This is a genomic window from Paenibacillus sp. MZ03-122A (assembly GCF_024213325.1).
GTDB classification, from domain to species: domain Bacteria; phylum Bacillota; class Bacilli; order Paenibacillales; family Paenibacillaceae; genus Paenibacillus; species Paenibacillus polymyxa_B.
Genome location: NZ_JANAVI010000002.1, coordinates 90,723 through 115,533, shown reverse-complemented (window position 1 = coordinate 115,533; position 24,811 = coordinate 90,723). Strand labels below are relative to the sequence as shown.

The window sequence follows — 24,811 nt, the reverse complement described above, 5'->3', positions numbered from 1 at the left end:
TTGTCTAACAGAATGACAGCTAAATAAAAACTCTGCAACTAAAGATACAAAAAGACATGGACTCTCATTGCTAAGAGTCTATGTCTAATTTTAGTTAGTATATTATTTATCTTTTTGACTATAATCCTTGATCTTTCTTATAACCAAATGTCCAAGTCAACCCGAATGATACTGCGAATGATACTACATTCACCAAGATATATAACGGTAATTGCTCATTAAGATAAAGTAGTGTCCCCGGAATTCCTGTTAATGCCATACCTGTTGCACGTAAATGGAAAATAGAGGCTAGAAAACCACCAACTCCACCACCAATCATAGACATCACAAAAGGTTTTACTAAGCGTAAAGTAACTCCAAAAACAGCTGGCTCGGTAATTCCCAATGCTGCGGAAAGAGCAGAAGGAAAAGCAATTTGCTTCATTTTTGGCGAAACTGCTTTAATTGCAACAGCTAAAACTGCTCCTGCCTGAGCAATATTCCCGCAAGTCCCAATAGGATTTAGATAGTTCCAGCCATCTTTTCCTAACATGCTGATTTCAAGAAAGTTCAGGATATGGTGAACACCGAAGATACCTAATAACTGTCCGAAACTTCCATAAATTAAGCCGCCAATCCCCAATGGTAGATTCAATAGGAACTCAACTGCATATAAAACACCGATTTCTACTTCATGGAAGATTGGTCCAACAATAAATAGCGCTAAAATTAATCCTGATAATAAAGTTAAAAAGGGAGTAAGAATTAAGTCTAAAGAATCTGGAATTTTCTTTCTCAAGAAGATTTCAATTTTTGAACCTAGAATACCTGCTACGAACGCAGGAAGAACAGAACCTTGATAACCGACAACTTTAATAAATCCAAAAAACGTAAGTGGCTCTGCTGCTTGTTGACCAACCTCATAAGCGTTAGGAAGTACTGGACTAACAAGCATCAATCCTAGAACAATTCCTAGAATAGGTGTTCCACCAAAAATTCTAAATGTAGACCAGGCTACTAGCGCTGGTAAGAATGCAAAGGCAGTATCAGTCAAAATTTGAGTAAACATTAAAAGCTGTTGTGGAATATCATTAGGAGTCAGGCCAACAAGTCCCAATAACGCTTCTTGAGTGAATAAACCTCGTAATCCCATGAATAACCCCGTCGCAACTAATACTGGAATAATTGGAACAAATACATCCCCAAAAACTCGAATCGCTTTTTGGAAAGTAACCTTTTGAGATTCATTTGAAGCCTCAGTTGCCTTCTTACCCGAGCCATTAAGCATTGGAGCAAATTCATCGTAAACTTTGTTAACCAATCCAGTCCCTAAAATAACTTGATATTGCCCGGAATTAAAAAAGCTACCTTTGACTTTATCAATTGCCTCTACTCCTTTCATATCAATTTTATCTTTATCGTTAATAATAATTCGGAGTCTAGTTGCACAATGTGTCACTGATTGAATATTTTCATTTCCACCGACTAATTCTAAAATTTTTTCGGCGATTTCTTTGTTACTCATTCGTTTTCCTCCTCATAAGAGTAAAAATTAATCATACCCTTCTCATTCAAACTCTTATATTCAATATTACGATTCTGCTCATCGCAAAAATATCTCATTGAAAAAACATACTGTCCATCATTAATGAAAATTTCTAAAGTAGAGCTGTCACAAAAAATGTGCAACTTCGTTAGGTCCTTTACTTGAAGAATTTTTGTTTCCAATTTCTCAGTAACCCAATTAATTCGTCCAATCTCAAGTTTTCCACAACGATATATAATTGGATTTGTGTTGGAATTCAAAGACACTGAAAAATCTTTTATAGCTTCATCAAAATCAATAATGAGTTCAAAGGCTTTACTATTGTTAGAAATAATGCCGTATTCATTTTTGTATTCTTGCTCTCTCTTCCTCAAATTCTCGTATTCTTTCAAGGGGACTTGATAAAGGTGATTATCGATCCACTTCAGTTCTCTCGGCATGGATAAACAATGAAGGTAGCCATCTTTCACTGTAGGACAATTTCTTTCTTGATTCTCGTCCATTCTAGACATCCAGCCAACGATAATTCTTCGACCTTTATCATCTAAAAAAGATTGCGGCGCATAAAAATCAAATCCTTCATCCATCATTTTTATCTCAGTTGACTGATTAAATTTATTTGTTTTATAATCCATTTTTCCTGCTAAATATCCAGCATAGCTTGAAATTGGCCGATCACTTTGTTTGTCAGAAGTTCGCTTTTGTGGACAAACCATTAGTATTTCGATTCCATCGGTTAAGGTAAAGTAGTCCGGGCATTCACACATCTGATCCAATATAGTATCCGTGTAAAAAATACCTTGATATTCCCATGTTAATAAATCATCTGATTGAAACAGCGTGATTGCTCCCACATTTTCTTTTGTTTGAGCTCCGACAATCATCCACCATTTATTATCTTTTTTCCAAACTTTAGGATCGCGATGGTGTTCAGAAAAACCTTTAGGGGTTTCAATGGCGCTTTCCTGTTTGATGAATGTTCGTCCATCGTTAGATACAGCAATTTTTTGATAACTTTTTCTAACTCCATTTAGTTTAGTATTCCCTGTATAGAAGAGATACATTTTCCCATCGTTCTCAATCGCGCTTCCTGAGTAAACACCATCTTTATCATCATATCTATCAGGTAAAATCGCTGATCGAATATTTGTCCAATGAACTAAATCCTTAGATAAAAACAATCCCCATTCTTTGTAATCATGGCTCGTATCAAAACGATTCCATTGATGAAAAAAATAATATTTTCCTTTAAACTGAATCAAACCGTTTGGATCATTAAGTAATCCTTTATCCGGCTCAATATGGAAATAATTCTTATGCCGATTTTCCAACTTGAAATAGTCCTCCTCTTCAAATTTTCATTAATGCGCTTTCATTACCTTTGTTAATGAGATATTATCATTTCAACTTACATTTATAATATAGAAATATTTAAGAGAAATATGGAACTTTCTAATATCTACATTTTCTTTGAAGCGTTCCTATGTATAATAAGGGCATGAATAATAACTTAAGAGAATATACGGATAGATTCACTGATTTTACAAAAAAAAGTATTTCAGACTTTATTCTTTATAACAGTGGCATTGAATATTGTGAACCGGGTTACAGTTATGGTCCAAAACGACGAGACTACCACTTTATTCATTTTGTAAAGGAGGGCAAGGGAATACTGGAAATTGAAGATCAAAAGATTGAAGTCCATGAAAATCAACTTTTTATTGTACCAGCGAATGTTGTTTCTACTTATACCGCTGACCCAAATAAGCCGTGGAAATATTCTTGGATTGGTTTTATGGGCATTCAGTCTGGAAACTTTGTTCAAACATTACTTCAGTCTGATGAAGAAAAATTTGTAATGAATTGCCAAGATGCTTCCTTTTATGAAAGTAGAATCGAAGATATTATCGAACTGAATAAAAATGATTTAGCCTCTTTTTTTAAAATTAACGGCATTATGTATGATATCGCAGGAAATTTATTGAATGAATGCCCGGTTCAAACAACTGTGAATAGCAGTACCTCCATTTCTTTTCAAGCGATGCGTTATATGGATCTTCATTATCACGATGACATCCAAATTTCCGATATTGCCTATTCTGTTGGCATTCATCCAAATTATTTGTCTCTTATGTTTAAAAATGAGGTGGGAATCCCCCCCAAAAAATATCTTTCTAATTTAAAAATAAACAAAGCAAAAGAACTACTTGCTGAAAGCGACGATCCAATTAACCTTATTGCTAGCTCAGTTGGTTTTTCTGATGCATTATCATTTTCTAAATTTTTTAGAAAAGAACTTGGGATATCACCTTCCCAGTATAGAAAGGAGCATAAATGATCAATGAATCCTTTAATTCATTTTGTTGAAGAGAAAAAAGTATTTCATCTCACAAATAATTATGTCAGTTATATTATGGAAATTGTAGAAGATACCTATTTGCTACATCGGTATTGGGGACAAAAGATTACTAGTTACAATTTTAGCAATCGACCAAAATTAAAAAAGAGAACATTTGCTGCAACTCCAGATATTAATATACCTGAACTATCTCTTGAATTTTTACCTCAAGAGGTTTCTTTACCTCATCAAGGTGATTTTAGAAATTCTTCCATAAAGATTCGAAATGAAGATGGACAAGGAATTACAAGATTTGTCTATGTTGGGTACGAAATTCTTGATGAAGCGTTAACGCTTCAAGATCTGCCCTCTGCAAGAAGCAATGAAGCTTTTTGTCAGACCTTAATTGTCCATTTGTACGATAAAGTCGCAAATATTGCTCTAGATTTGTTTTATACGATTTTTGAGGATTCACCGATTATCGTACGTTCTACTAAAGTAATTAACGAAAGCTCTAGTACAATAAAAGTTGAAAAACTTCTAAGTGCTTCTCTTGATATACGTTACGAGAATCAAGTATGCACCTCATTTTATGGCACTCATCAAAAAGAGTTCCAAATAAATAGAAATGATATTAAACATGGATTATTTAAAATTGGTAGTGCTAGAGGTGCAAGTGGGCCTCAATATCCTCCCTTCATCGCTTTATCAAAAGAGGCCACAGAGTTTCAAGGAGAAGTCCATGCAATGACCTTACTTTACAGTGGCAATCACGAAGAGATTTTAGAACGTGATCAATATAATAACTTAAGAATGCAAATTGGGTTAAATGAAGAGGGCTTCTCATGGACTTTAAAATCAGGGGAGACCATTCAGAGTCCACAAGCTCTGCTAGTATACAGCAATCAAGGGTTCAATAGTAATTCTCAAGCATTCCATACTTTTTTCAATAATCACTTGATTAATCCATCATGGAAAAAAAGAAAGAGACCCATCGTAATCAACAGCTGGGAAATGACTTATTTCGATGTTTCTGAAGCTTTGCTAAAAAAATTGATTGATTCTGCTAGTCTTTTGGGTTTTGAAACAGTGGTGTTGGATGATGGCTGGTTTGGTAAACGCAATAGTAGTAAAACTTCTTTAGGAGATTGGAAGGTTGACGAAAAAAAATTCCCCAATGGAATTAAATCTTTGGTGGATTATGCTAAAGAGAAAGACATTGGTTTTGGGATTTGGTTTGAACCCGAGATGATATCACCCGATACAAACCTAATCAAACAACATCCCGAATGGGTAATGAAGAGTAAAAGCTATGAACCCATTTTGGGCAGAAGTCAATACTTCTTAGACTTAACCAATAAAGAAGTTCAAAACTTCGTTATCAAGACATTGTCAGATGCAATTGCAAATTTCGGAGTGAACTATATCAAGTGGGATATGAATCGACATATGACTGATCCTTTCTCCCCGACTGAAACAGAAAACAACTCACAAGAATTTTCTCATAGATATATGCTGGGCTTTTATCATATTATTAGCACACTCACTTTAAGCCATCCAGAAGTACTCTTTGAAAATTGTTCTAGCGGTGGAGGTAGATTAGATCCTGGTATGTTGTTCTATTTTCCTCAAACATGGATCAGTGATAATACCGATGCTCTGGACAGACAACAAATCCAATATGGAGCTTCTTACATGTTTCCAATCTCTTCAATAACTGGTCATGTTTCCGATGTTCCAAATCATCAAACTGGTCGCATAACTGAATTTGAGACAAGAGCAGCTTTGGCTTCTTCAACCAATATGGGCTATGAAATGGATGTCATCTCCATGTCTGAAGAAGAGAAGAAGAAGGTAGCGAATCATATATCGACTTACAAAAGAGAAAGAAAGCTTGTTTTTGAAGGGGAATTCTATCGATTGAGTTCTCCTAATGAATCAAATATTTGTAGTTGGATGTTTGTCGATGAAGAAAAAAGTAATGCCATTATTTATGTATTTCGGAACACCTATCAAGTATTTGATTTATCATTACTTGTTCGAATTCCTTATTTAGATCAAGAAGCCAACTATCTCGAAGTTATTACAAATGCTACTTATAGTGGATCAGAATTATATAATTGCGGAATCTCTCTTGAAAATCCTAAAGGTGATTTTATTGTCCATAAGTTAATTTTTAAAAAGTGTAAATGATCTAATACCCTAGCTCCCCATTCAAAGAATTAAAATCTTAAAAAAGCAGAAACCGTTAAATTTCACGGTCTTCTGCTTTTTCGATTAAGTTTCTTGCAAGAGTTTTTGAATATAATTTCAATTCTTCTATTATTGATAAGTGAACTCACTTCTAAAAATAGTAAACTAAATGACCGCCATGCAAAAATTAACGATGAAGCGGTTCTTTTTCGCCCAGACCCAGCACCTCCGTTGTGGAATTGTAAATTTCTTGGTAAAGCTCTGGGTTTTCCGCTAGTGACACCCCATAAGAAGGAATCATCTCTTTGATTTTTGGTTCCCACTCTTCCATATGTTGTGGGAAGCATTTTTCCAATACTTCCAGCATAACGTGAACAGCAGTAGAAGCACCCGGAGAAGCGCCGAGCAGTGCAGCTACCGAACCATCAGCGGCACTAACCACTTCCGTACCAAATTGAAGTGTTCCTTTTCCGCCCTCCGTATCTTTGATCACCTGCACACGTTGGCCTGCTACCACGATCCCCCAGTCCTCGATTTTGGCGTTCGGAATAAACTCGCGTAATTCTTCCAGACGCTTTTCATTCGATAACATCACTTGCTGGATCAGATATTTGGTCAATGCCATCTCTTTTGCGCCTGCGGCCAACATCGTAATGAGATTATTAGGTTTTACAGAACCGATCAAATCCAAATTTGAGCCCGTTTTCAAGAACTTCGGTGAGAAGCCGGCAAACGGTCCAAATAGCAGTGCTTTTTGGTTACCGATATATCTTGTATCCAGATGCGGAACAGACATGGGAGGAGCACCAACCTTAGCTTTACCATATACTTTTGCATGATGCTGGGCGACAACCTTAGGATTGTTACATACCATAAATAGTCCACTTACCGGGAATCCCCCGATATATTTGGACTCAGGAATACCGGTTCTTTGTAGCAAAGGTAGACTTCCACCCCCACCACCGATAAAGACAAATTTGGCATTATGGTATTCGATTTTACCGTTATCCAGATTATGAACCTTGACCTTCCACGAGCCGTCGCTCGCACGTTTAATATCCTTTACACTATGTTTGTAATTAATCTCGACGTTTTTACTTTTTAAATGCTCAAACAACATGCGTGTTAAAGCACCAAAGTTGACATCTGTTCCAGAGTCGATTTTGGTTGCCGCGATGGGTTCATTCATTGTACGGCCTTCCATAATCAGCGGAATCCATTCCTTCAGCTTTTCAGGGGCGTCGGAAAATTCCATGCCTTGAAACAGAGAAATAGTTGAAAGCGCTTTAAACCTTTTTTTCAAAAAAGATACATTTTTCTCTCCTGTTACCAAGCTCATATGAGGTATTGGTTTGATAAAGTCCTGTGGATTACGAATCAAATTGCTGTTTACAAGAAAAGACCAAAACTGTCTTGAAAGCTGAAACTGCTCATTAATGTCTACAGCTTTACGAATATCTATAGATCCGTCAGCCTTCTCGGATGTATAGTTCAGTTCGCACAGTGCAGCATGGCCTGTACCTGCATTATTCCATTCGTTAGAGCTTTCTTCTCCCGCGTTTGCGAGTTTCTCAAACACTTTGATTTCCCATTCTGGTGCTAACTCTTTCAGCAATGATCCCAGAGTCGCGCTCATGACTCCGGCACCAATTAAGATAACGTCTGTATTTTTCTGAATGCTATTCATAAAAACCTTCCTTATCTCTTATATTTGCAAAAAAGAGCAGGCCCTCCTGCTTAGGTGATACAAGAAGCAAGGCTCCACTCAGGAACATATCTTTTCTGTCTCTATTATAACTAAAATATAATCTTTTAAAAATTATATTGTCTATTATCTGATAATTATAAATCATTTCTGCTAAAAAGTGAGAATTTTCTTTGCAGAAATAATAAGAATGGATCTCAACACGCTGTATTTTTTGGGCTTCACTTACTAGCAGTAATAACAGACACCAAAAAAGCGCTTAGAAGCAAATGATGTAGAGTAACAAATTTCCAATGATTGAATCAACAGTCCATGTATATGAATAACTCGGTAAAATATGTCTTTCCGGGATAGGCCCTTATAAATACTTCATTATGATATTCGAAACGGTCTGTTGTTGATTCCCCCAATCATAATCGGAGTTATCCATAATAAACGATTGAAAAGGGAGTTGCTCAATAATTTGTAATTCTAGCTCTCGTCGATGTTCAAGGAACTGAATATATCCCTCATATCCGTAAAGCCCCTTGTTATTTCCATAATCTTGCTCCGTATGGTACCAAATCGCGAAATCTAACCATTCTTGAGATCTCATTGTTTTAACTCGCTCAATCGTCTCATGCACATTCGGTTGCTTCAAATAGAACAAAATTGGATTTAACTCCTGAATTTGCTCCGCAATCTGTAATACATGCTGAATAAAACGATCTTCTCCAGCGTTATGTCGGGCAAGTAATGCACACCCTGGGTTCTGTAAAAAACAGCATTCGAGTATTATCAACTTTTCTTTTTCTCGCTGATCTTTAACAAAAGACTTCCAACGTTGAATCATCAACTCGCAGTGCTTTTCTACGGGTACTCCATCGTAAATTTCATAACGCCGGATTTCCTCATACAAACTAGAAGGGATTCCATTTGGAGCTGATTGCTGCGCAAGTGCATATGCGATTAAAGAGTCGTTGCCATTCACAGATACAAACGGATCAATGTAATGAAACACCTCAGAATAGATAGATCGGAGCCGATCAAGTTCTTCGTTCGGCATACATGCAACCGATTCATAATCAGCGGGATGTCGTAAGTTCCCTTCTAAAAATAGTTCCGATTCTATTTGATGTGTGTTTAACATGTCATGTATGTGTCTAGATAATGTGGATTTGCCAGAGCCAGGTATACCCTCAACGATAATCAGTTTCGTTTTCGTAGCTGGTAAATTGGCCATAGTATCACATCCTTATGAATTAAATGATTACCTTAAGGAAAATCCTATTGTCTCGTTATATCGCCCATTATATTTAACGGATCGGTGTATATTCCCCACTGAAATGAAAATGATAGCCGTTGTCTATGCGGATATATCCGAGAATACAATGACCTCTATCCCTGTATAAAACACTGGAGTAATTCTTATTGTCTTTGTTACCTTCTGCGACCAAAATTTTGTTGTCATCACAACCTAAAACAATTCCGATGTGATCGTGGGAATCATCCGATAGAAGCTTCTCATAAACCACAATATCACCACGTGCTGGCTTAAATCCATCTTGCTTATCGTGATAAAAAAATCCTGTTTCAGGCAGCTGGGCCCAATCCAACCACGCACCAACCCCAGCTAATCGATACATACAGTTCGGATACCGGATGGGCAGTAGAATTCCAACTTGCATACAACAGTAGTATATAAACGCAGCGCACCAATTGCCTTCCAGTACTTTATAAATATCAGAGTCCGGCCAATACTTGCAAATTTCCCGATAACGTTCATCTTCCGGGACGCCAACAATGTTTTGCCCTGCAAACGTTTCTGCAAAATCAGCCAGCATAAGACGTCTGTCTTCAGCGTTACTGTTTTTCGTTTCCGTATCTGCGTTGAATTCCACTTCTACAAGCTCCACCGGAATCCCCAATTCAACAAACACATTTTGCAGTCTACGTATATCCGTCTTAAATGAATGGTTACCTGCACTCTGTAAGTACATCTGCAATAAAATAGCATCTTTAATTATTTCTTCGTATGGTCCATGTCCTTGATGTCTGTCTCCTTGATAAAAGATCGAGCGGAGAATGACAAGCTGCTCTTCGTCGGTAAAAAGTTGGGTGTTACGTAGTATAGGTCTTACAGCATCTGCACTGTTGGGACCAGGGAAGTCCTTAATTCCGGTTTTATAGAAATAAAAACCGTGGAGCACCCCCGCGATTGCAGCGATCTCCACATCTTGTCCTCTTCTCATAGCAAGCATTGAAGCAAAATTGGATACTCCGAAAAGATGAGCCCAAGCCTCCTGTTTCTTAGAGGTATTCTCTGTAGTAACAAGCATTTCATGAACAAGACCACGAACACTTTCAAGCCGCTTAAACTTACTCTCATGAATCAAACTTTCGCCTCCCTACCCTGCCCACTTCAACTTCCCATATCTCGACATCCTTAGAAAACCAATAAAAAGCACTGGGTCCTGAGGACTGACCCAATGCTTTTAGTAGATGACTATCTTCTAGTTACTTAATAATTACGTAGTCCAGGTTAACCAGTTTTGCATAAGTAACAATTTGGTCTGTGGTTAGATTCAAGGAAACCACGGTATGGTGACCACCGCCGTTCTCAATCCATGCTTTAACCCCATCTTGGAAGTTTGGCTTCACATTCCACAGTACACGGGCCACTGGAAGATTTGGAGCAGGAACTGTCGGTTCAAATGCAGTAACCTCATTGATCAACAGTTTATAATGCGTGCCAAAGTCAGCCATGGAAACAACTACACCGTCTCCTGCCTTGCCGTCAAACACCAGACGAGCTGGATCTTCACGATCGCCGATACCTAACGGAGAAACGATGATTTTAGGCTTGTTGCTTGCCAACGTTGGGTCAACTTCAAGCATATGGGATTGAAGGATCGATTCCTGACCAGCCGCTAATTCATAGGTGTAGTCTTCCATAAAGCCAGTGGATTGGTTATGGCTCATTACTTTAAGCAGACGATCGAGCGCTGCAGTCTTCCAATCTCCTTCACCGGCGAAGCCGTATCCTTGTGCCATCAAACGTTGAACGGCAAGACCAGGAAGCTGTTTCATACCATAGAGGTCTTCGAAGTTCGTAGTGAAGGCAGTATAGCCGCCATGATCCAGGAACCGTTTAAGGGCAATTTCATAGCTTGTTTGTACTCTTACGCTGGCTTCCCAAGCTTCCTTGCTGTAAGTACCATAATCAAATTCATAGAGTTCGGAGTATTCCGCGAACAAAGCATCAATCTCTTCTTCTTTCACAGCATTGACGTACTGAACAAGGTCGCCAATTCCGAAGTAGTCAACGGTCCATCCAAATTGAATTTGAGCTTCCACCTTATCGCCTTCCGTAACGCCAACGTTACGCATGTTGTCGCCAAAACGGGCAACTTTGATATTGAAGCTTTCGTTATAAGCAACCGCTACATCCATCCACTCTGCGATTTGCTTTTGCACTTCTGCGCGTTCCCAGTAACCTACGACCACTTTATTCTGTTTCTTCAGGCGAGCATTGATAAATCCATATTCACGGTCACCATGAGCTGCCTGATTGAGGTTCATGAAGTCCATATCAATCGTAGCCCAAGGAATGCTTTCATTATACTGTGTAGCCAAATGAAGTAACGGCTTTTGCAGCAATTTAGTACCGCGAATCCACATTTTTGCAGGCGAGAAGGTATGCATCCAAGTGATGACACCAGCAACCTCGTCACGATAGTTGACTTCTTTCATGAGATTGGTGATTTTGTCTGCACTAACCGCCAGATCCTGCAATACAAGCGGGTAAGGCAGAACGCCACTCTTATTTAAGGCATCGGTCATTTCTTGTGCGTGTGCTTTAACTTCTGCTAATGCTTCTTCTCCATACAGATGTTGTGAACCTACGACAAACCAGAACTGTTTTGTACCTACTGTTGACATCATTCATCCTCTTTTCTTCATTTTTTAGTTTATATTACTTTTGCCCGTAGTACGCGTCTTTCCCATGTTTGCGTAAATAGTGTTTATCTAGAATGCGCTGCGGCAATTCTTCAGCAAAATGATTCAATTCTCGTGCGAATAAATTCATTTTCGAAACTTCTTCCAACACGACGCTATTCATGACTGCCGATTTTGCATCTTTGCCCCAAGTGAAGGGAGCATGACCCTTAAGCAGAACACCCGGCACTGCTAAAATATCCAGCCCGCGCTGCTCAAAGGTTTCGATGATGACACGTCCGGTTTCCGCTTCGTAACCACGATCAATCTCCTCTTGTGTCAAGAAACGGGCACAAGGAACAGAACCATAGAAGGTGTCTGCATGAGTAGTCCCCATTACAGGTACATCCAAGCCTGCTTGAGCCCAAATGGTCGCCCAAGTCGAATGCGTGTGTACAATACCGCCGATCTCTGCATAATGCTTATAAAGTACGGCGTGAGTCGGTGTATCTGATGAAGGTCTCATCTCTCCTTCAACAACATTGCCATCAAAATCAACAACCACCATATCGCTAGGTTTCATCGTGTCATAACTAACACCACTAGGTTTGATAACGAATAAGCGGCTCTCACGATCAACAGCGCTTACGTTACCCCAGGTGTATTTCACGAGTCCATGTTTAGGCAAATCCAGATTGGCTTGATATACTTCTTCTTTCAGTTGCTCTAACACGTCAATTCCTCCAGTTTTCCACTAGATTATCTACAGCAGCCTGTTCAATCGCCAGACCTTGTGTGTAGCGTTCCATGAATGCTTCAAATCCCTTAACGTCGGAACTGTCGGGAGAAATTTCTTGCCCCTCAGCATCTCTAAATACTTTTTGGTCGAGGAAGTCTTCCAGACTTTCTTGTTGATCCTTGTTCATCATGTAAGAAGCCAGAATAGCAATCCCCCACGCCCCGCCTTCTCCAGCTGTTGACATCACTGATACCGGGACATTCATGGCAGCCGCAACAATTTTTTGTCCGACGATAGGGGTTTTAAATAAACCACCGTGAGCCAGAATGCTGTCAATTGCGACATTTTCTTTCTTTGTCAAAATATCCATTCCGATTTTCAAAGCAGCAAACGCAGTGAAAAGATGAGTCCGCATGAAATTGGCCAAATTGAAACGGCTTTCAGGAGAGCGGACAAACAATGGCCGGCCTTTCTCTATTCCGGTGATATTCTCCCCTGACAAATAGCCATAGCTGAGTAAACCGCCGCCATCTGGATCTGCTTCCAAAGCCTTGTTCAGCAGCACACTGAACAATTGATTCGGATCCGCCTTTTGCCCCATTGCCTCAGAGAATTCACGGAACAATCCCAGCCAAGCATTGATATCACTTGAACAGTTGTTGGCATGAACCATTCCGACCGGATTACCATTCGGTGTAGTCACCAGATCAATTTCCGGATATACCGCTGAAAGGTCCTTCTCTAATACAAGCATGGCAAAAACCGAGGTTCCCACAGAGACGTTGCCCGTCCGTTTTCTCACACTATTCGTAGCGACCATCCCTGTTCCCGCATCACCTTCTGGAGGACAAAGCGGAATACCTGGTTGTAAATCTTCAGATTTATCTAAGATTTTAGCTCCCGCGGCGGTTAGTACACCTGCCTGCTCGCCTGAAATATAAACTTTAGGGAGAATTCCTTCTAGCTTCCAATCGTAACCTTTGGCTGCAATGAGTTCATCGAACTGCTTAACCATCGATTCGTTATAATCATGTGTAGTCTCATCAATTGGGAATATGCCCGAAGCATCCCCGACGCCAATAGCCTTATTTCCAGTCAGCAGCCAGTGAATATATCCAGCTAACGTCGTCATAAAATCAATCTGAGGGACATGTTGCTCTTCGTTCAATATAGCTTGATACAGGTGAGCAATACTCCATCGCTCAGGGATGTTGAATTGGAATTTATCAGTTAACACTTTTGCGGCAGCACCGGTTGTCGCATTCCGCCAAGTCCGGAACGGAACAAGCATCTCACCCTTGCTGTCAAAAGCCATATAGCCGTGCATCATTGCAGAGAATCCTATAGAACCAACGGTACGAAGGGTAATCCCATATTTTCGTTCAACCTCTTGCTTCATTTCACTATAAGCCTCTTGCAGACCCGTAATAATACTCTCTAAGTTGTACGTCCAATAACCGTCCACCAAGAGATTTTCCCACTCATAGCTTCCAGATGCGATGGTTTCAAAATGATGATCAATCAGCACTGCCTTGATACGTGTGGATCCAAATTCGATACCAAGTGAGGTTTCTCCCTTAGTAATCGCTTGTTTAATGTCTTGATCCATGCTCACGTTACTCCTCTCTCTGAACAACTGTTATAATCGCAATAATCGAAAGAAGGCGCTTTCTTTAATTTACAACCTTAGTATATTTTTTGTTCGTACATTTGTCAACACGAATACATAGTTATACCTACAAATATTCTCATGGACCGAGTATCTCTCTTTTTTCCCCTTTAGGGCATGTATGCAAACTATAAACCCATTGCAAATGAGCAGTAAGTAGTATGATGAGAAGATACGAAATACGATAAGACTGATGGGATTGAATAGAAGATCTGTTGTACGCGGAACGAAAAACACGAGAAGGAAGATCCCAAAAGGTCACTGTTTGAAGTTTATGCGATGCGATGGGTGGTACGAACTGGTGAATCGTAGCGCGATTTACCGCCGATTGTGACAAGCACATAATTACCGTAATAGCTCCGCTAGTGGCAAACAAAAACTTTCGAACACGGTATAACATGCCTATGGAAGCTCGCTTGACCTTAGAATTATGAATTAACTTTAATTTATTTTTTTATTCTTGGCAGAAGTGTTGACGGAATTAGTGCCAGTGCATAGAAGCCAATCGACCAGATAAACGCATGAAATGTAGGTTGAGCAAGATGAAATCTGACTCAATCTTTTTTCGTCTTTTAGGTTTATTAGGCTTGGCCTTTAGTATTTATACATGTTAGGCTATCGATTATAATAAGCTCATAATTATGCTAAGATATGTACATACAAATATTATGGGTAGGTAAATTAGTATTAGGACAACCAGGAAAGAAGGAATAAAGTGAAACCAAAGTATCAGGTCATCCTTGAGGATATAAAGAGCAACATTCTATCAGGAGCATACAGCGTAGGAGAACAAATTCCAACGGAATCGGCTTTGCAGGATATGTATAAAGTTAGCCGCCAGACGGTACGTAAGGCAATTTTAGAACTATCCAACGAGGGTTTTTTAAGAAGTGAAAAAGGATCGGGCACTTATGTCAGCAACCAATTTCGATCAAAAAACGGCGGGAATTCCAGTAATAAAACCATCGGAGTCATCACAACCTACATTTCCGATTACATCTTCCCTTCTATTATTCGCGGGATTGAAGCCAGATTGAATGAAGATAATTATTCATTGCTATTAGCTAGTACAAATAATGATGTCGCACAGGAAAAGAAAGCCTTGGAGATGATGTTGTCCTTTGGTGTGGATGGCTTGATCATTGAGCCTACGAAGAGCAATCTATATAATCCTAATATCTCCTACTATCTGACGTTCAAGGAGCAGGATGTTCCGTTTATCATGATTAATGCTTATTATGAAGAGTTGGAAGTTCCCTTCTTTTGTCTCGATGACGTACAATCCAGCTATCTGGCAACAAAAGAATTGATTGCTAACGGACACACACACATTGGTATCATTGCCAAAATGGACGATTTACAAGGAAAGCATCGAATGAAGGGCTATATCAAGGCGCTGGGAGAAGCCAAATTACGGTTTTACCCAGAGCAAGTGCTCTCATTCTATACAGAGACGAAGCAGGACCTGTCCACCAACTTGAAAAAATTCCTAACCGAACAAAGGGACGGGTTATCCGCAATTGTCTGCTATAACGACGAGGTAGGATTAGAAGTTGTACATGTATGCAGACAACTTGGTATATCTGTTCCTGAAGACATATCCATTATTGGTCAAGATAATTCCTATATTTCCAAGAATGCAAACATCAAACTAACGACATTAACACACCCACAGGAACAAATGGGACGTGATGCCGCCGATTGGGTTATCAAGAAACTGCAAGGGAAGAAAGATCTACGCAACCACACCTATTATCAACCTGTGTTGATTGAAGGAGAGACGGTAAAGAAGAAACTGAAGTGAAGGGGTCCAACATTCATTGTAAACAATCAAATGGACACACCCAAAAACGATATTACCATTGAACACTAGGCACCTAGTGCCTAATTGTCATATGACACACTTTGAAGTGACTGGTATGGGTCGGTGACGAAATGTAACTTGTTGGTATGACAAGTCCTTTGCCATACTTGGTTTTGCCGGACGCTATGAGGCAAAAATACATTTCAAGGAGAAATCATTCATGAAAAAAATGATTCATACCAATCTCGCGGTTCTACTGTTATCTGCTACGATAACTACCGCCTGTATGGCACCCAACGGCGCGTCAGTTGCCGCACCCGTTAACGCACCAGTTGCATCTGTAAAGGCTAGCTTGGAGGGGCCGCGAAATGCCAAGGAACTAGAAGCTTTTGCAGATGGTGTTTTTGCGGACAAGATGAAGAAGTTTAATACAGTTGGTTCTAATTTTGTGGTCGTCACGGGTGGGAAAGTGATGCTAAGCAAAGGTTACGGTTATGCCGACAGGGAAAAAAGAATTCCTGTTGATAAAAATACCGTTTTCCAAATCGGCTCTGTTACAAAGTCATTCACTGCATTGGCAGCTATGCAGTTGGTCGATAAGGGGAAAATGGATTTAAAACACGATATCCAAGAGTATTTAGGAGGAATAAAGGTTCCGAATAAAACAGGAAAAAAACTGACGATGTTTGATCTACTTACATATTCAAGTGGATTTGATGAACCAGATATTCTCATGGAAATGCATCCAGAATACGCGGACAAATATTTTCCAATGAAGAAGTACATTGCATCAAATATGCCAACTGTTGTCAGGCCTCCAGGAGAAGCGTACACTTATGACAATTTTGGTTTCATGCTAGCCGGATATGCAGTAGCAAACGTAACGGGCATGTCATATTCCCGATATATGGAAAAGAATATTTTCAAACCGTTAGGCATGAATTCGACGAATGTGCGGTTTACCCCCCAATTGTTAAGCAGAATGGCTGCTCACTATGGACCAACAGGTGAATTGATACCCTTGGACGGGTTTAAACCAACGGAAAAACCTGAAGGCGGTATGGTTTCAACAGCAGATGACATGGCGAAGTACCTCATGATGCACCTGAACAAAGGAAAGTACAAAGGTAAAGAAGTGGTGAGTCCAAAGAGCATAGAGCAAATGCACACATACCAATTATTCCCTGACAAGGAGTTCCCGGTTACAACAATTGGATTCGAAGGCTACTTCAAAGAGAAGATGAATAATCAGCATGTGATTCTAAAAGGAGGAAATGTTACAGGGCATTCTTCCTTGATTGTTATTCTGCCTGAGAAGAATACAGCGATGTACATGTCCTACAATAACGACTCCATGATGAGTCTTGACGTGTATGAGGAATTTATGAATCATTATTATCCGAGAAAATCAGAAGTTCCAAAGTCCACCTACGCGGCAATAAGTGAGCAGCAGGCTCAAGACTACGTGGGATTATACCAAAACACGCGTATCGCTGCCTTAAGGACGAAGGTTTCGTATTCGGACGGGAAATTAATAATGGAGACAGGAACATCAGGGAAACATACACTAAAAATGATCCATTCTTTATTATTTGAAGATGAATCAGGTAATAAATTGACGTTTAATAAAAATGAAGCAGGCCATATTGCATATTTGTATTACATGCAGCTCCCAGACCTCGTTGCTTATGCGCAAAAAATAAACATTGATTCACCATTTTCTGATGTGCCTGCGGATAGTAAATATAATCCACATATTAACAATCTTAATGCTTTGAACGTCATGAGCGGAAAGTCAGCCAACCTCTTCGATCCGAAAGGAACGATGACTCAGGGAGAATTCTCAGAAGTGCTGCTGCGCGCCCACGGGTGGTATAAACAACCCTTCATGATTGAACCGAATAAGAAGCAGATGATGGCCGGACTACGTAATTATCAGCCTAATTCTCCTATCACTAGACAAATGGCGGCGGTAATGATCCAGAACCTGAAACAGGTTGAGCCTGGAACTAAGGTTAAATTGAGTGGCGAAACGGATGCTTGGGCAGTTAAAGCAGTCACAGCTCTTGTTTCCCAAGGTATCATGGACCCGGATACCAAGATCAATTCAGACGGCTCCATAGATTTCCGCTCCAAACAGCTTTTGAAGCGTCAAGAAGCCAGTGCCTTATTAGATCAAGCATTTAATTACTATACGTTGCCAATCAGTCACTAATTCAAAAGGTTAACCGGAAAAAGTAAGATAATGATACTTTATATAAGGTTTCCTGAACCCCCGATCAAACTGGGGGTTTTCTTGTATAATAAGAAACAAGCGGCTGCTGATACTGCCGCTTATTTTTAGTTTTCTCCATATCCAACGGAAATCCGCATCGAGCCGTAAGGTTTAATCCAGAAGCCCTGCCTCCCGGGCTTTTTGCACCGCTTCCTCCCGGTTGCGAACCCCCAGCTTCAGATAGACCGATGACGCATAGTTTCTAACCGTACCATCAGATAAATACAATTTGGAGGCAATGGTTTTATATCGCAGTCCTTTCGACACGAACTGTAAAATTTCAAGCTCCCGTGGAGTTAAGTCATAGGTCGCGGCCACTTGGGTTGTCGACGGATCTTCCCCGCTCTTGGCGGCTTCCAGCTGTGCAAACAATTTGTGCGACATCTCCTGATCGATCAGCGTGCCTCCGCGATAGACCATGCGTATTGTTTCGGCGAGCTCTACTGGCTTCATCGACTTCAATAAGTATCCGTCGGCTCCGCTTCGCAGCGCTTCCAGAGCCTGTCCAGTATCTTCGAACGTGGTGAGAATCAAGATGCGGATGTGGGGCCACGTTTGTTTTATGGTACGGGATGCGGAGATTCCGTCCAGGTTCGGCATGTCCAAATCCATGAGCACCAGCTGAGGCTGAACCTGCCTGCACAGTTCGATGGCTTGCTCGCCATCTTCTGCTACCCCTACGACTTGCAAATCTTGCTGCTCCTCCAGAAGAGTCCGCAGACTTTCACGGATAAAAGGCTGGTCATCGACGACCAACAGACGGATGACTTCATCCTTAAGCTCCGTTTGTCGTGGCAGGGTGCAGGTAACGAGGGTGCCTTCACCCGGTTGGGTATAGACGCCAACATGACCTTGCAAATTCATTACTCGCTCTTTCATGGCGTTCAAGCCGAAACCATCCCGTCCATGTTCCATCCCGCGGCCGTTATCCTTAATTTCGAGCCTCGTCTGCTGAGGCTCAAATTGCACCAAAACCGTAATCTCCGTCGAGTGTCCATGACGCACGGCATTCGTCAATGATTCTTGCAAGCAGCGATACAGCGCTATCTTTGCTTGCTTCGTTACAGGGTATTCCTCTCCGAAGGCCTGGAAACGAACCGACACCTTAGCATGCTCCTGAAACTCCTCTGCCAGCTTCCGCAAAGACTGAAGCAGTGGGAGTTCTTCATGCGGCGATTCGATTTGATGTACATAGCCTCTCACTTCATCCATATTCTTCCGGGCCAGGTTCAATAGAGAATCGAGCCGTTTCGTTCCTGTATCCGTCTCTAGCTCAGGGCGCAAGGTTTCCAATCCCATAATGAGGGAAGTGTAGGCATGACCAACAGTATCATGAAGCTCTTTGGAGAGCCGATTCCGTTCTTCGGCCAGCGTGATGCGCTCGATTTGGGACAAGTACTGCTCAAGCACCGCATTTTGCTCGCGTATAATTTCGCTTTGACGATGATTGACCATCAATAAATGGAAGGAAAATCCGAATGCATAAGCCGTCCCGAATTGAATGGTCATAACCCAAAAATCAGTCTGCTCTACAAGCAGCTTAATTATAGTGGGTAGGAGCAATACCGATAAAGGACCTGACCAAAGATATGTTCTTTGTTTGCTGTTAGCGGCAATCAAAAATGGATACAACAGGAATGTGAGGTAGGCTTCCGGAAAAAACGAAGCTAAATACAAGCACAGCCCGCCCGGGATCACAATCTCGGTAAGCAGGTAGTATCTATAATTGAGCTGCAAGCACAGCCAGGGAACGGAAAAAGCAATAAGCTGCCAAAACACAAGAACCCAAAGCGGCAGCGTGAAATGAGCTTGCCGCTCTATGATAGTGAGCAGGAGAGAAGTACTGCAAATCAAGCGGATCATAAGCATGAACCAGTCGTACCAGAACCACTGCTTTACCATATCGAACAAAACCATCAACCCCTAAGAACTATCAGTATGACATTACGTAACTATTATAGAGCAGAACATCATCCAACAATACTTTTAAATCCAGACCGGGACATTCCGGTTAACGGTTCACACTCTTGATCATAAGACGGGTGTAGCCGCCTAGCATACACGTTAAGCTGTTCGCAAGCCTATAGCTCACCATAGTGAATACGACTCCTGAGGCTGAAACCAGTATGGATTTTATCACAGTATCTACAAGCAAACCCATAAAATAATAATTAGAAAACGGAAAGAGAAGCGGGGTCGCAATCATTGCGAGTGGAGTTATATAAAGCAAGGCCGCACTAATGAGGCTTAAAATCCCCACCGGAAGCTTTAGCATCAGCCAGCCGATAGCAATCCAGTTGCGCCGATTTAGCAGCTCCTTCCTTGCTTGAAGCCAGATAGAGACATCGGTGTTTATTGGTTTAACGTAAAGCTCGGTGGTAATATCCGTATAGATCTTGGTCTGTATGCGTTCAAATTGCAGGAAGGCGTATGTAGTTCGCAAAATGCGAGTAATCAGAGGAACACCCACGACGGTAAACGAAAGACTCAAGCCTAATGTAAGAGCGACCAGATAAAAGCAAAAGTAAAACAATCCGGTAGCAAAAGTAAGCAGTAGGAAATAGCCATTTTGAATAAAGCTGACGACGGTTCTTGTCATCAAAGAGCCCACATCCTTTACAAGTAGTAGTCGTATCCTACGGCTCTTGATGTCAAATCTACCAGTGCCATAATGTCATATGACACAAGGCGAAATCGGTCTGCAAACCTAATGAGGAAAAACAACTAAAAACAACTGATTCTTCGCCATTTTTTAAATATCGCATAGTAATGGTAATCGTCTTTGCAGAGTCAAGCGGCTTTTGATCCAATCCCTCTGCGATGCATGAGAAGACACAAAGCATGGTTTCCGGTAAGGAGAGCTGATTTCTGCCTAAAAGTTTTATTTTTGTGAATCAAGAATAAACATAGATGCATCTTGTCCCATGAATATTTTACTTCCATTAAAAAAAGTTTTGGACTGAATATCTCTATATCCTATTTTAGTCATAATGTCAGTCAGCTCTTCTTGATTAAATCCGTTATGAACTATATCTGAAACTACTTTTTCATTTTTATTAAAATCTACGATTAGTAAATGTCCTCCTTCATTTAGAACATCAAATAGCCTTGATAAAACGAATTCAACATCATAAATATGGAGTAGAACCTGAGCCATAAAAATATAGTCCGCATGTAAATCCGTTAGACCTTCCTTTTCAAAATCAAAACATAATGTATTTGCATTCTGAATATGAAGATCAGTAATTTTTTGCTTTATTTGATTAATCATGTTTTGTGAAGTATCCAGAAAAAGCATAGAATTAAAGTCATTTAACAAGCTCATTCCGACAAGACCCGTTCCACACCCAAAATCAATAGCATTCTTACTATTAGCGTCAACTACATATTCACGAATGGCATCAGATGATACCTTTGCAATTTGAATTCTTTCAGAAGTGTCATATATATTAGCTATCATTTCAAACTTATCCGTATTTCCCATGATTACCTCTCCAATTTTCAACATTTTCGCCCTTATTTGTGATACGGTTCACCACCCTACCTGTAACGGCAAGTTTAAAGACCACCCCACTAAAAGGATGGCCTTTAGGATCGCTAATCTATTCTAATTGCCTCGATATAAAGCTCGATTCTCACTTCATTTCCGACAATAACCCCACCTTTTTCCAGAGGCGAGTTGAATGTCAAACCAAATTCATTGCGTTCGATACTGGCTGTTGAATGAAATCCTACACGTTCCCGGCCGCGAGGGTCCTTGTTAAGTCCTTCAAAAATGGTATGAAAAGTGATGGGTTTGGTTACTCCATGCAGAGTTAGATTGCCCGTAAGTTCATATTGCCTTTCGCCAGCAAGGACGCAGCTGGTGCTTTGAAACGTAATGGTTGGATACTTGGCTGCATGAAGGAAGTCGTCGCTCTTCAGGTGTTCATCTCGTTGCGATTGGCGAGTTGTGATACTATTTGCATCTATGGAGGCCTGAATACCCATGGTTGTTAAATCGTTGGGGTCAAAACTCAAGATCGCTTGGAAATGCTCGAATACTCCTTTAATTCTACTAATCATTAAATGCGTCACCGAAAACTCGACGGAACTGTGGTCCGGATCCACTTCCCAATTGATATTGCTCATAAATAAATTCCACCTCTATGATAAGATTTTGAGAAAGGTCGCCCCATCTCCAAACACTGCGCTATTCGCATACTCCTAATGTACAAAAAAGCTACTGACAACGGGATGTCAGTAGCTTTTTTTCATTTTTTTGGTTTCCTCGTAAATCCGATTTCGGAATGTTCAGGCTCCGCCACGTCAAATTAAATCGAAGGTGAGCTGGATAATCCATGTACACCTTCTTCACCATTCTTCTTTGTCGAAATAATCATCTGGCAAATGCAGCTCTCGCAAACAACCGATAAATTTTTCTCTGAAATTCGGATTGCTTTTGTATTGCGGCCATACCTCCTTATAGTAAGGCAGCAACTTCTCATGTGGAATAATGCCCCAGTATAAAATCAAGTTATTCAGAACCTCCGGGCCGCCCCCCATCAACATCTGTTCAATGATCTCCCAGCTTCCCAGCTTGTTTTCGCAACTGCGCGCGGCATAGATGGCAGTGGTTTGCATTTTCGGGTCAGCGTGACACAAGAAAGACGCAAAGCCCTGGAGAGTAATCGCACCATAATCCTCCAAGATATACCCTGCATAACGCAACGTTTCCGGGTCGTGAATCCTGTCAAGCCTTTGCAAGATCACTGGAATAAAATCCGTTAAATTCACAGTTTTTCTGAAAGTATGTAGAATCTGTAAAGCTTGCAGAAAACCCTCATGCCCATCCGATTGCAACAGCTCCAGAAGGTATTTTCTACCCGCGTCAAAAGAAGTTTTGCAGATGAGCCAAATGGCTGTAGTCCGATTTTTTAGGCTTTGCTCCGCAGTATTTTTCAAAAAACCAAGGGTTGGCTGAGAGACTCTCTTAAACTTGAACATTCCATTAAGCGCTTTGGCTTGGATTTCTTCATTTGGAGCGCTCTGATAAATCTGGATCAGCGCATTCTCATCACCCGGCATTCGACTACCAAACCACCCGATATCATAATCCAGAATAATTTCATCCAGCCAGCGCTCGTACCAGTCCAGAAAGCTGCCTTCATAGACAAAGAAAAAGGGATGATCGGGATGAAAATCGGAGGTGTACACAATTCTCCCCCTGTATTTCCCTTCAAGTACGAGATACATGTCGTATTCGCAGCCTTGGGTGCCTATGCACAACATGCCGCCCAACACCTTATTACAGGTGGCGTCGTATTCCTCATCGGGAGTGTCCTCGTCCTTGGTCAGGGGCTCAATCAGATGGTTCCATTCCTCTTTGGTCATCCCGGGATACAGAACGGATTTTGCAAGGAGCGCCTGGCGCTCGGTGTAGGAAGTTGCCTTTCCAATTGAATAGATTCCATAATAGGGTCCGGCGCCTCCGTTGCCCACTTTCGTTAAAAACTGCGCGTAGGGCTCAGGAAGGGTAACCTGATTGTGGGCTTGCCAGTCCGCCAGCTCTTTTGCTGTAAGCTTCTCTTTAACCCTATATTGATGTGAGGATGCTCCAAACACCGAGAAATCCGCGTCTTTGCGCAAAGCTTGACTCAGTTTGTTTTTTATTCGATCCAGTTGCGTTTCTTTCTTCCTAAACCACATATTGAACCCTCCTGTTGACCATAGCCAGGTTTCCTTTGTTTGCTTATCCAGCAATTTTATTATTTTTTCTATGGGTCGTACCTCTTTAAAATGATATGTGTCTTTAAGTAATCTTTCATTGTAGCTTCTCTTAAGGTCACCACTGAACCACCTTAGAGTACCACAGAAAAAAATCCATATGAATGAAATCCATATGGGGGCCAACACGAATTTGTTAGGAGACGGACACTTGGCAAATTTGATGACGAAGACCGTGATCATTTTTATTCTTGTTAGAAAATGACGGTGTGAGCTAGCCCCCTTTGACCACTCAAAGGGGACTTAAAGTCCACAGGGATACGATTATTCATTATCCGGCGTGGCCGGACTGGCCGGGGGCATTAAGCCTTTAACGGCGCCGAGAAACGGGCGAATGGACTTGATCATACCGTAGCCCATCTTCACGACCGGGACAAATTTCTGGATCATGCCGAATAGCCGCAAGCCGCCGCCGAGCATACCGCCAAGCCCTCCTGCGCCCGCAGTGGAGCCGCCAAGGCCGCCTAACAGCGAGCCCATCATCGGCAGGAATGCCGACACCTTGGCGTCCGGCTTGCGGGAGCGCGAACGGCCAGACGGCTTGCGCGCGCCGCTTTTCCGGTTACCGAGACGGACGCCCGGGGCATGCGCACCAGCTCTGCGTTTGAGAGATCGGGAGCCTTGCTTCCCGGAAGAAGTGCGTGGGGGGACTCCAGCGCTGGCAAGTACCAACCCGCCGTAATTAACATCGGTGATGTAGCCGACATAAGTCTCTCCGCTGTGCAGGGTGACACAGACCGGACGGCCTTGAAACTTCTTAGCCCGTGCACGCATCTCTTTCGATTGTGCCATGGAAGTTCACCTCGCTCACTGATTATAATTCAGTTTACGCCAGGGGTGGGCTGTCTGCTTGTGCGAATGGGACATACGCACGCCAAA

At 41.2% G+C, this 24,811-nt stretch carries 18 protein-coding genes; 4 read left to right on the top strand and 14 right to left on the bottom strand.

The window, feature by feature from the left end; all coding sequences use genetic code 11:
* Nucleotides 1-118: 118 nt before the first annotated feature.
* Both NLX74_RS04475 and NLX74_RS04470 read right to left on the bottom strand, forming a co-directional pair.
* Nucleotides 119-1,504 (bottom strand): PTS transporter subunit EIIC, encoded by a 1,386-nt coding sequence (locus NLX74_RS04475; RefSeq protein WP_039272017.1) that lies wholly within the window; start codon nt 1,502-1,504, stop codon nt 119-121.
* Nucleotides 1,501-2,856, bottom strand: a complete 1,356-nt coding sequence (locus NLX74_RS04470; RefSeq protein WP_254328037.1) for a glycoside hydrolase family 32 protein — start codon at nt 2,854-2,856, stop codon at nt 1,501-1,503. The genes NLX74_RS04475 and NLX74_RS04470 overlap by 4 nt, the downstream gene beginning before the upstream one ends.
* Before the next feature lie 152 nt (nt 2,857-3,008).
* Here NLX74_RS04470 and NLX74_RS04465 point away from each other — a divergent pair, with 152 nt between their 5' ends.
* Both NLX74_RS04465 and NLX74_RS04460 read left to right on the top strand, forming a co-directional pair.
* Nucleotides 3,009-3,863 carry an AraC family transcriptional regulator gene (locus NLX74_RS04465; protein ID WP_080710704.1) on the top strand — a complete coding sequence of 285 codons (855 nt, stop codon included), beginning with the start codon at nt 3,009-3,011 and terminating at the stop codon, nt 3,861-3,863.
* A 3-nt stretch (nt 3,864-3,866) separates the two neighbouring features.
* Complete coding sequence (locus tag NLX74_RS04460) at nt 3,867-6,056, top strand: alpha-galactosidase (protein WP_254328036.1); 2,190 nt, start codon at nt 3,867-3,869, stop codon at nt 6,054-6,056.
* Between the two features lie 187 nt (nt 6,057-6,243).
* Here NLX74_RS04460 and NLX74_RS04455 read toward each other — a convergent pair whose 3' ends face one another.
* The 6 genes from NLX74_RS04455 to NLX74_RS04430 form a co-directional block, all read right to left on the bottom strand.
* Nucleotides 6,244-7,743, bottom strand: coding sequence for a malate:quinone oxidoreductase (locus tag NLX74_RS04455; RefSeq protein WP_235306785.1), 1,500 nt, complete (start codon nt 7,741-7,743; stop codon nt 6,244-6,246).
* 376 nt (nt 7,744-8,119) lie between these two features.
* Nucleotides 8,120-8,983 carry a P-loop NTPase family protein gene (locus NLX74_RS04450; RefSeq protein ID WP_254328035.1) on the bottom strand — a complete coding sequence of 288 codons (864 nt, stop codon included), beginning with the start codon at nt 8,981-8,983 and terminating at the stop codon, nt 8,120-8,122.
* Nucleotides 8,984-9,056: 73 nt separating this feature from the next.
* Nucleotides 9,057-10,136, bottom strand: coding sequence for a CHAP domain-containing protein (locus NLX74_RS04445; protein WP_254328034.1), 1,080 nt, complete (start codon nt 10,134-10,136; stop codon nt 9,057-9,059).
* 121 nt (nt 10,137-10,257) lie between these two features.
* A complete protein-coding gene (gene araA, locus NLX74_RS04440; protein WP_254328033.1) occupies nt 10,258-11,682 on the bottom strand; it encodes an L-arabinose isomerase in 1,425 nt (474 codons plus the stop codon).
* A 34-nt stretch (nt 11,683-11,716) separates the two neighbouring features.
* Entirely contained in the window at nt 11,717-12,412 is a 696-nt protein-coding gene (locus NLX74_RS04435; RefSeq protein ID WP_068939259.1) for an L-ribulose-5-phosphate 4-epimerase, read from the bottom strand.
* Between the two features lies 1 nt (nt 12,413).
* The gene (locus NLX74_RS04430; protein WP_254328032.1) at nt 12,414-14,027 is read right to left on the bottom strand and encodes a xylulokinase; all 1,614 of its coding nucleotides are present in this window, start codon (nt 14,025-14,027) and stop codon (nt 12,414-12,416) included.
* Between the two features lie 775 nt (nt 14,028-14,802).
* On the opposite strand from NLX74_RS04430, the gene NLX74_RS04425 reads away from it, so the two are divergent.
* Nucleotides 14,803-15,891: a GntR family transcriptional regulator gene (locus NLX74_RS04425; RefSeq protein WP_061829743.1), complete on the top strand. Its 1,089-nt coding sequence runs from the start codon at nt 14,803-14,805 to the stop codon at nt 15,889-15,891.
* A 220-nt stretch (nt 15,892-16,111) separates the two neighbouring features.
* Nucleotides 16,112-18,106 (top strand): serine hydrolase domain-containing protein, encoded by a 1,995-nt coding sequence (locus NLX74_RS04420; protein ID WP_254328031.1) that lies wholly within the window; start codon nt 16,112-16,114, stop codon nt 18,104-18,106.
* Between the two features lie 171 nt (nt 18,107-18,277).
* Here NLX74_RS04420 and NLX74_RS04415 read toward each other — a convergent pair whose 3' ends face one another.
* The 6 genes from NLX74_RS04415 to NLX74_RS04390 form a co-directional block, all read right to left on the bottom strand.
* Entirely contained in the window at nt 18,278-20,077 is a 1,800-nt protein-coding gene (locus NLX74_RS04415; protein WP_254328030.1) for a helix-turn-helix transcriptional regulator, read from the bottom strand.
* 100 nt (nt 20,078-20,177) lie between these two features.
* Nucleotides 20,178-20,765 (bottom strand): sensor domain-containing protein, encoded by a 588-nt coding sequence (locus NLX74_RS04410; protein ID WP_254328329.1) that lies wholly within the window; start codon nt 20,763-20,765, stop codon nt 20,178-20,180.
* A 282-nt stretch (nt 20,766-21,047) separates the two neighbouring features.
* A complete protein-coding gene (locus NLX74_RS04405; protein ID WP_254328029.1) occupies nt 21,048-21,650 on the bottom strand; it encodes a class I SAM-dependent methyltransferase in 603 nt (200 codons plus the stop codon).
* A gap of 113 nt (nt 21,651-21,763) precedes the next feature.
* Nucleotides 21,764-22,297 carry a YceI family protein gene (locus tag NLX74_RS04400; RefSeq protein ID WP_254328028.1) on the bottom strand — a complete coding sequence of 178 codons (534 nt, stop codon included), beginning with the start codon at nt 22,295-22,297 and terminating at the stop codon, nt 21,764-21,766.
* Between the two features lie 222 nt (nt 22,298-22,519).
* Nucleotides 22,520-23,854 (bottom strand): SMI1/KNR4 family protein, encoded by a 1,335-nt coding sequence (locus NLX74_RS04395; protein WP_254328027.1) that lies wholly within the window; start codon nt 23,852-23,854, stop codon nt 22,520-22,522.
* Between the two features lie 342 nt (nt 23,855-24,196).
* Nucleotides 24,197-24,724 (bottom strand): hypothetical protein, encoded by a 528-nt coding sequence (locus NLX74_RS04390; RefSeq protein ID WP_254328026.1) that lies wholly within the window; start codon nt 24,722-24,724, stop codon nt 24,197-24,199.
* Nucleotides 24,725-24,811: the final 87 nt, after the last annotated feature.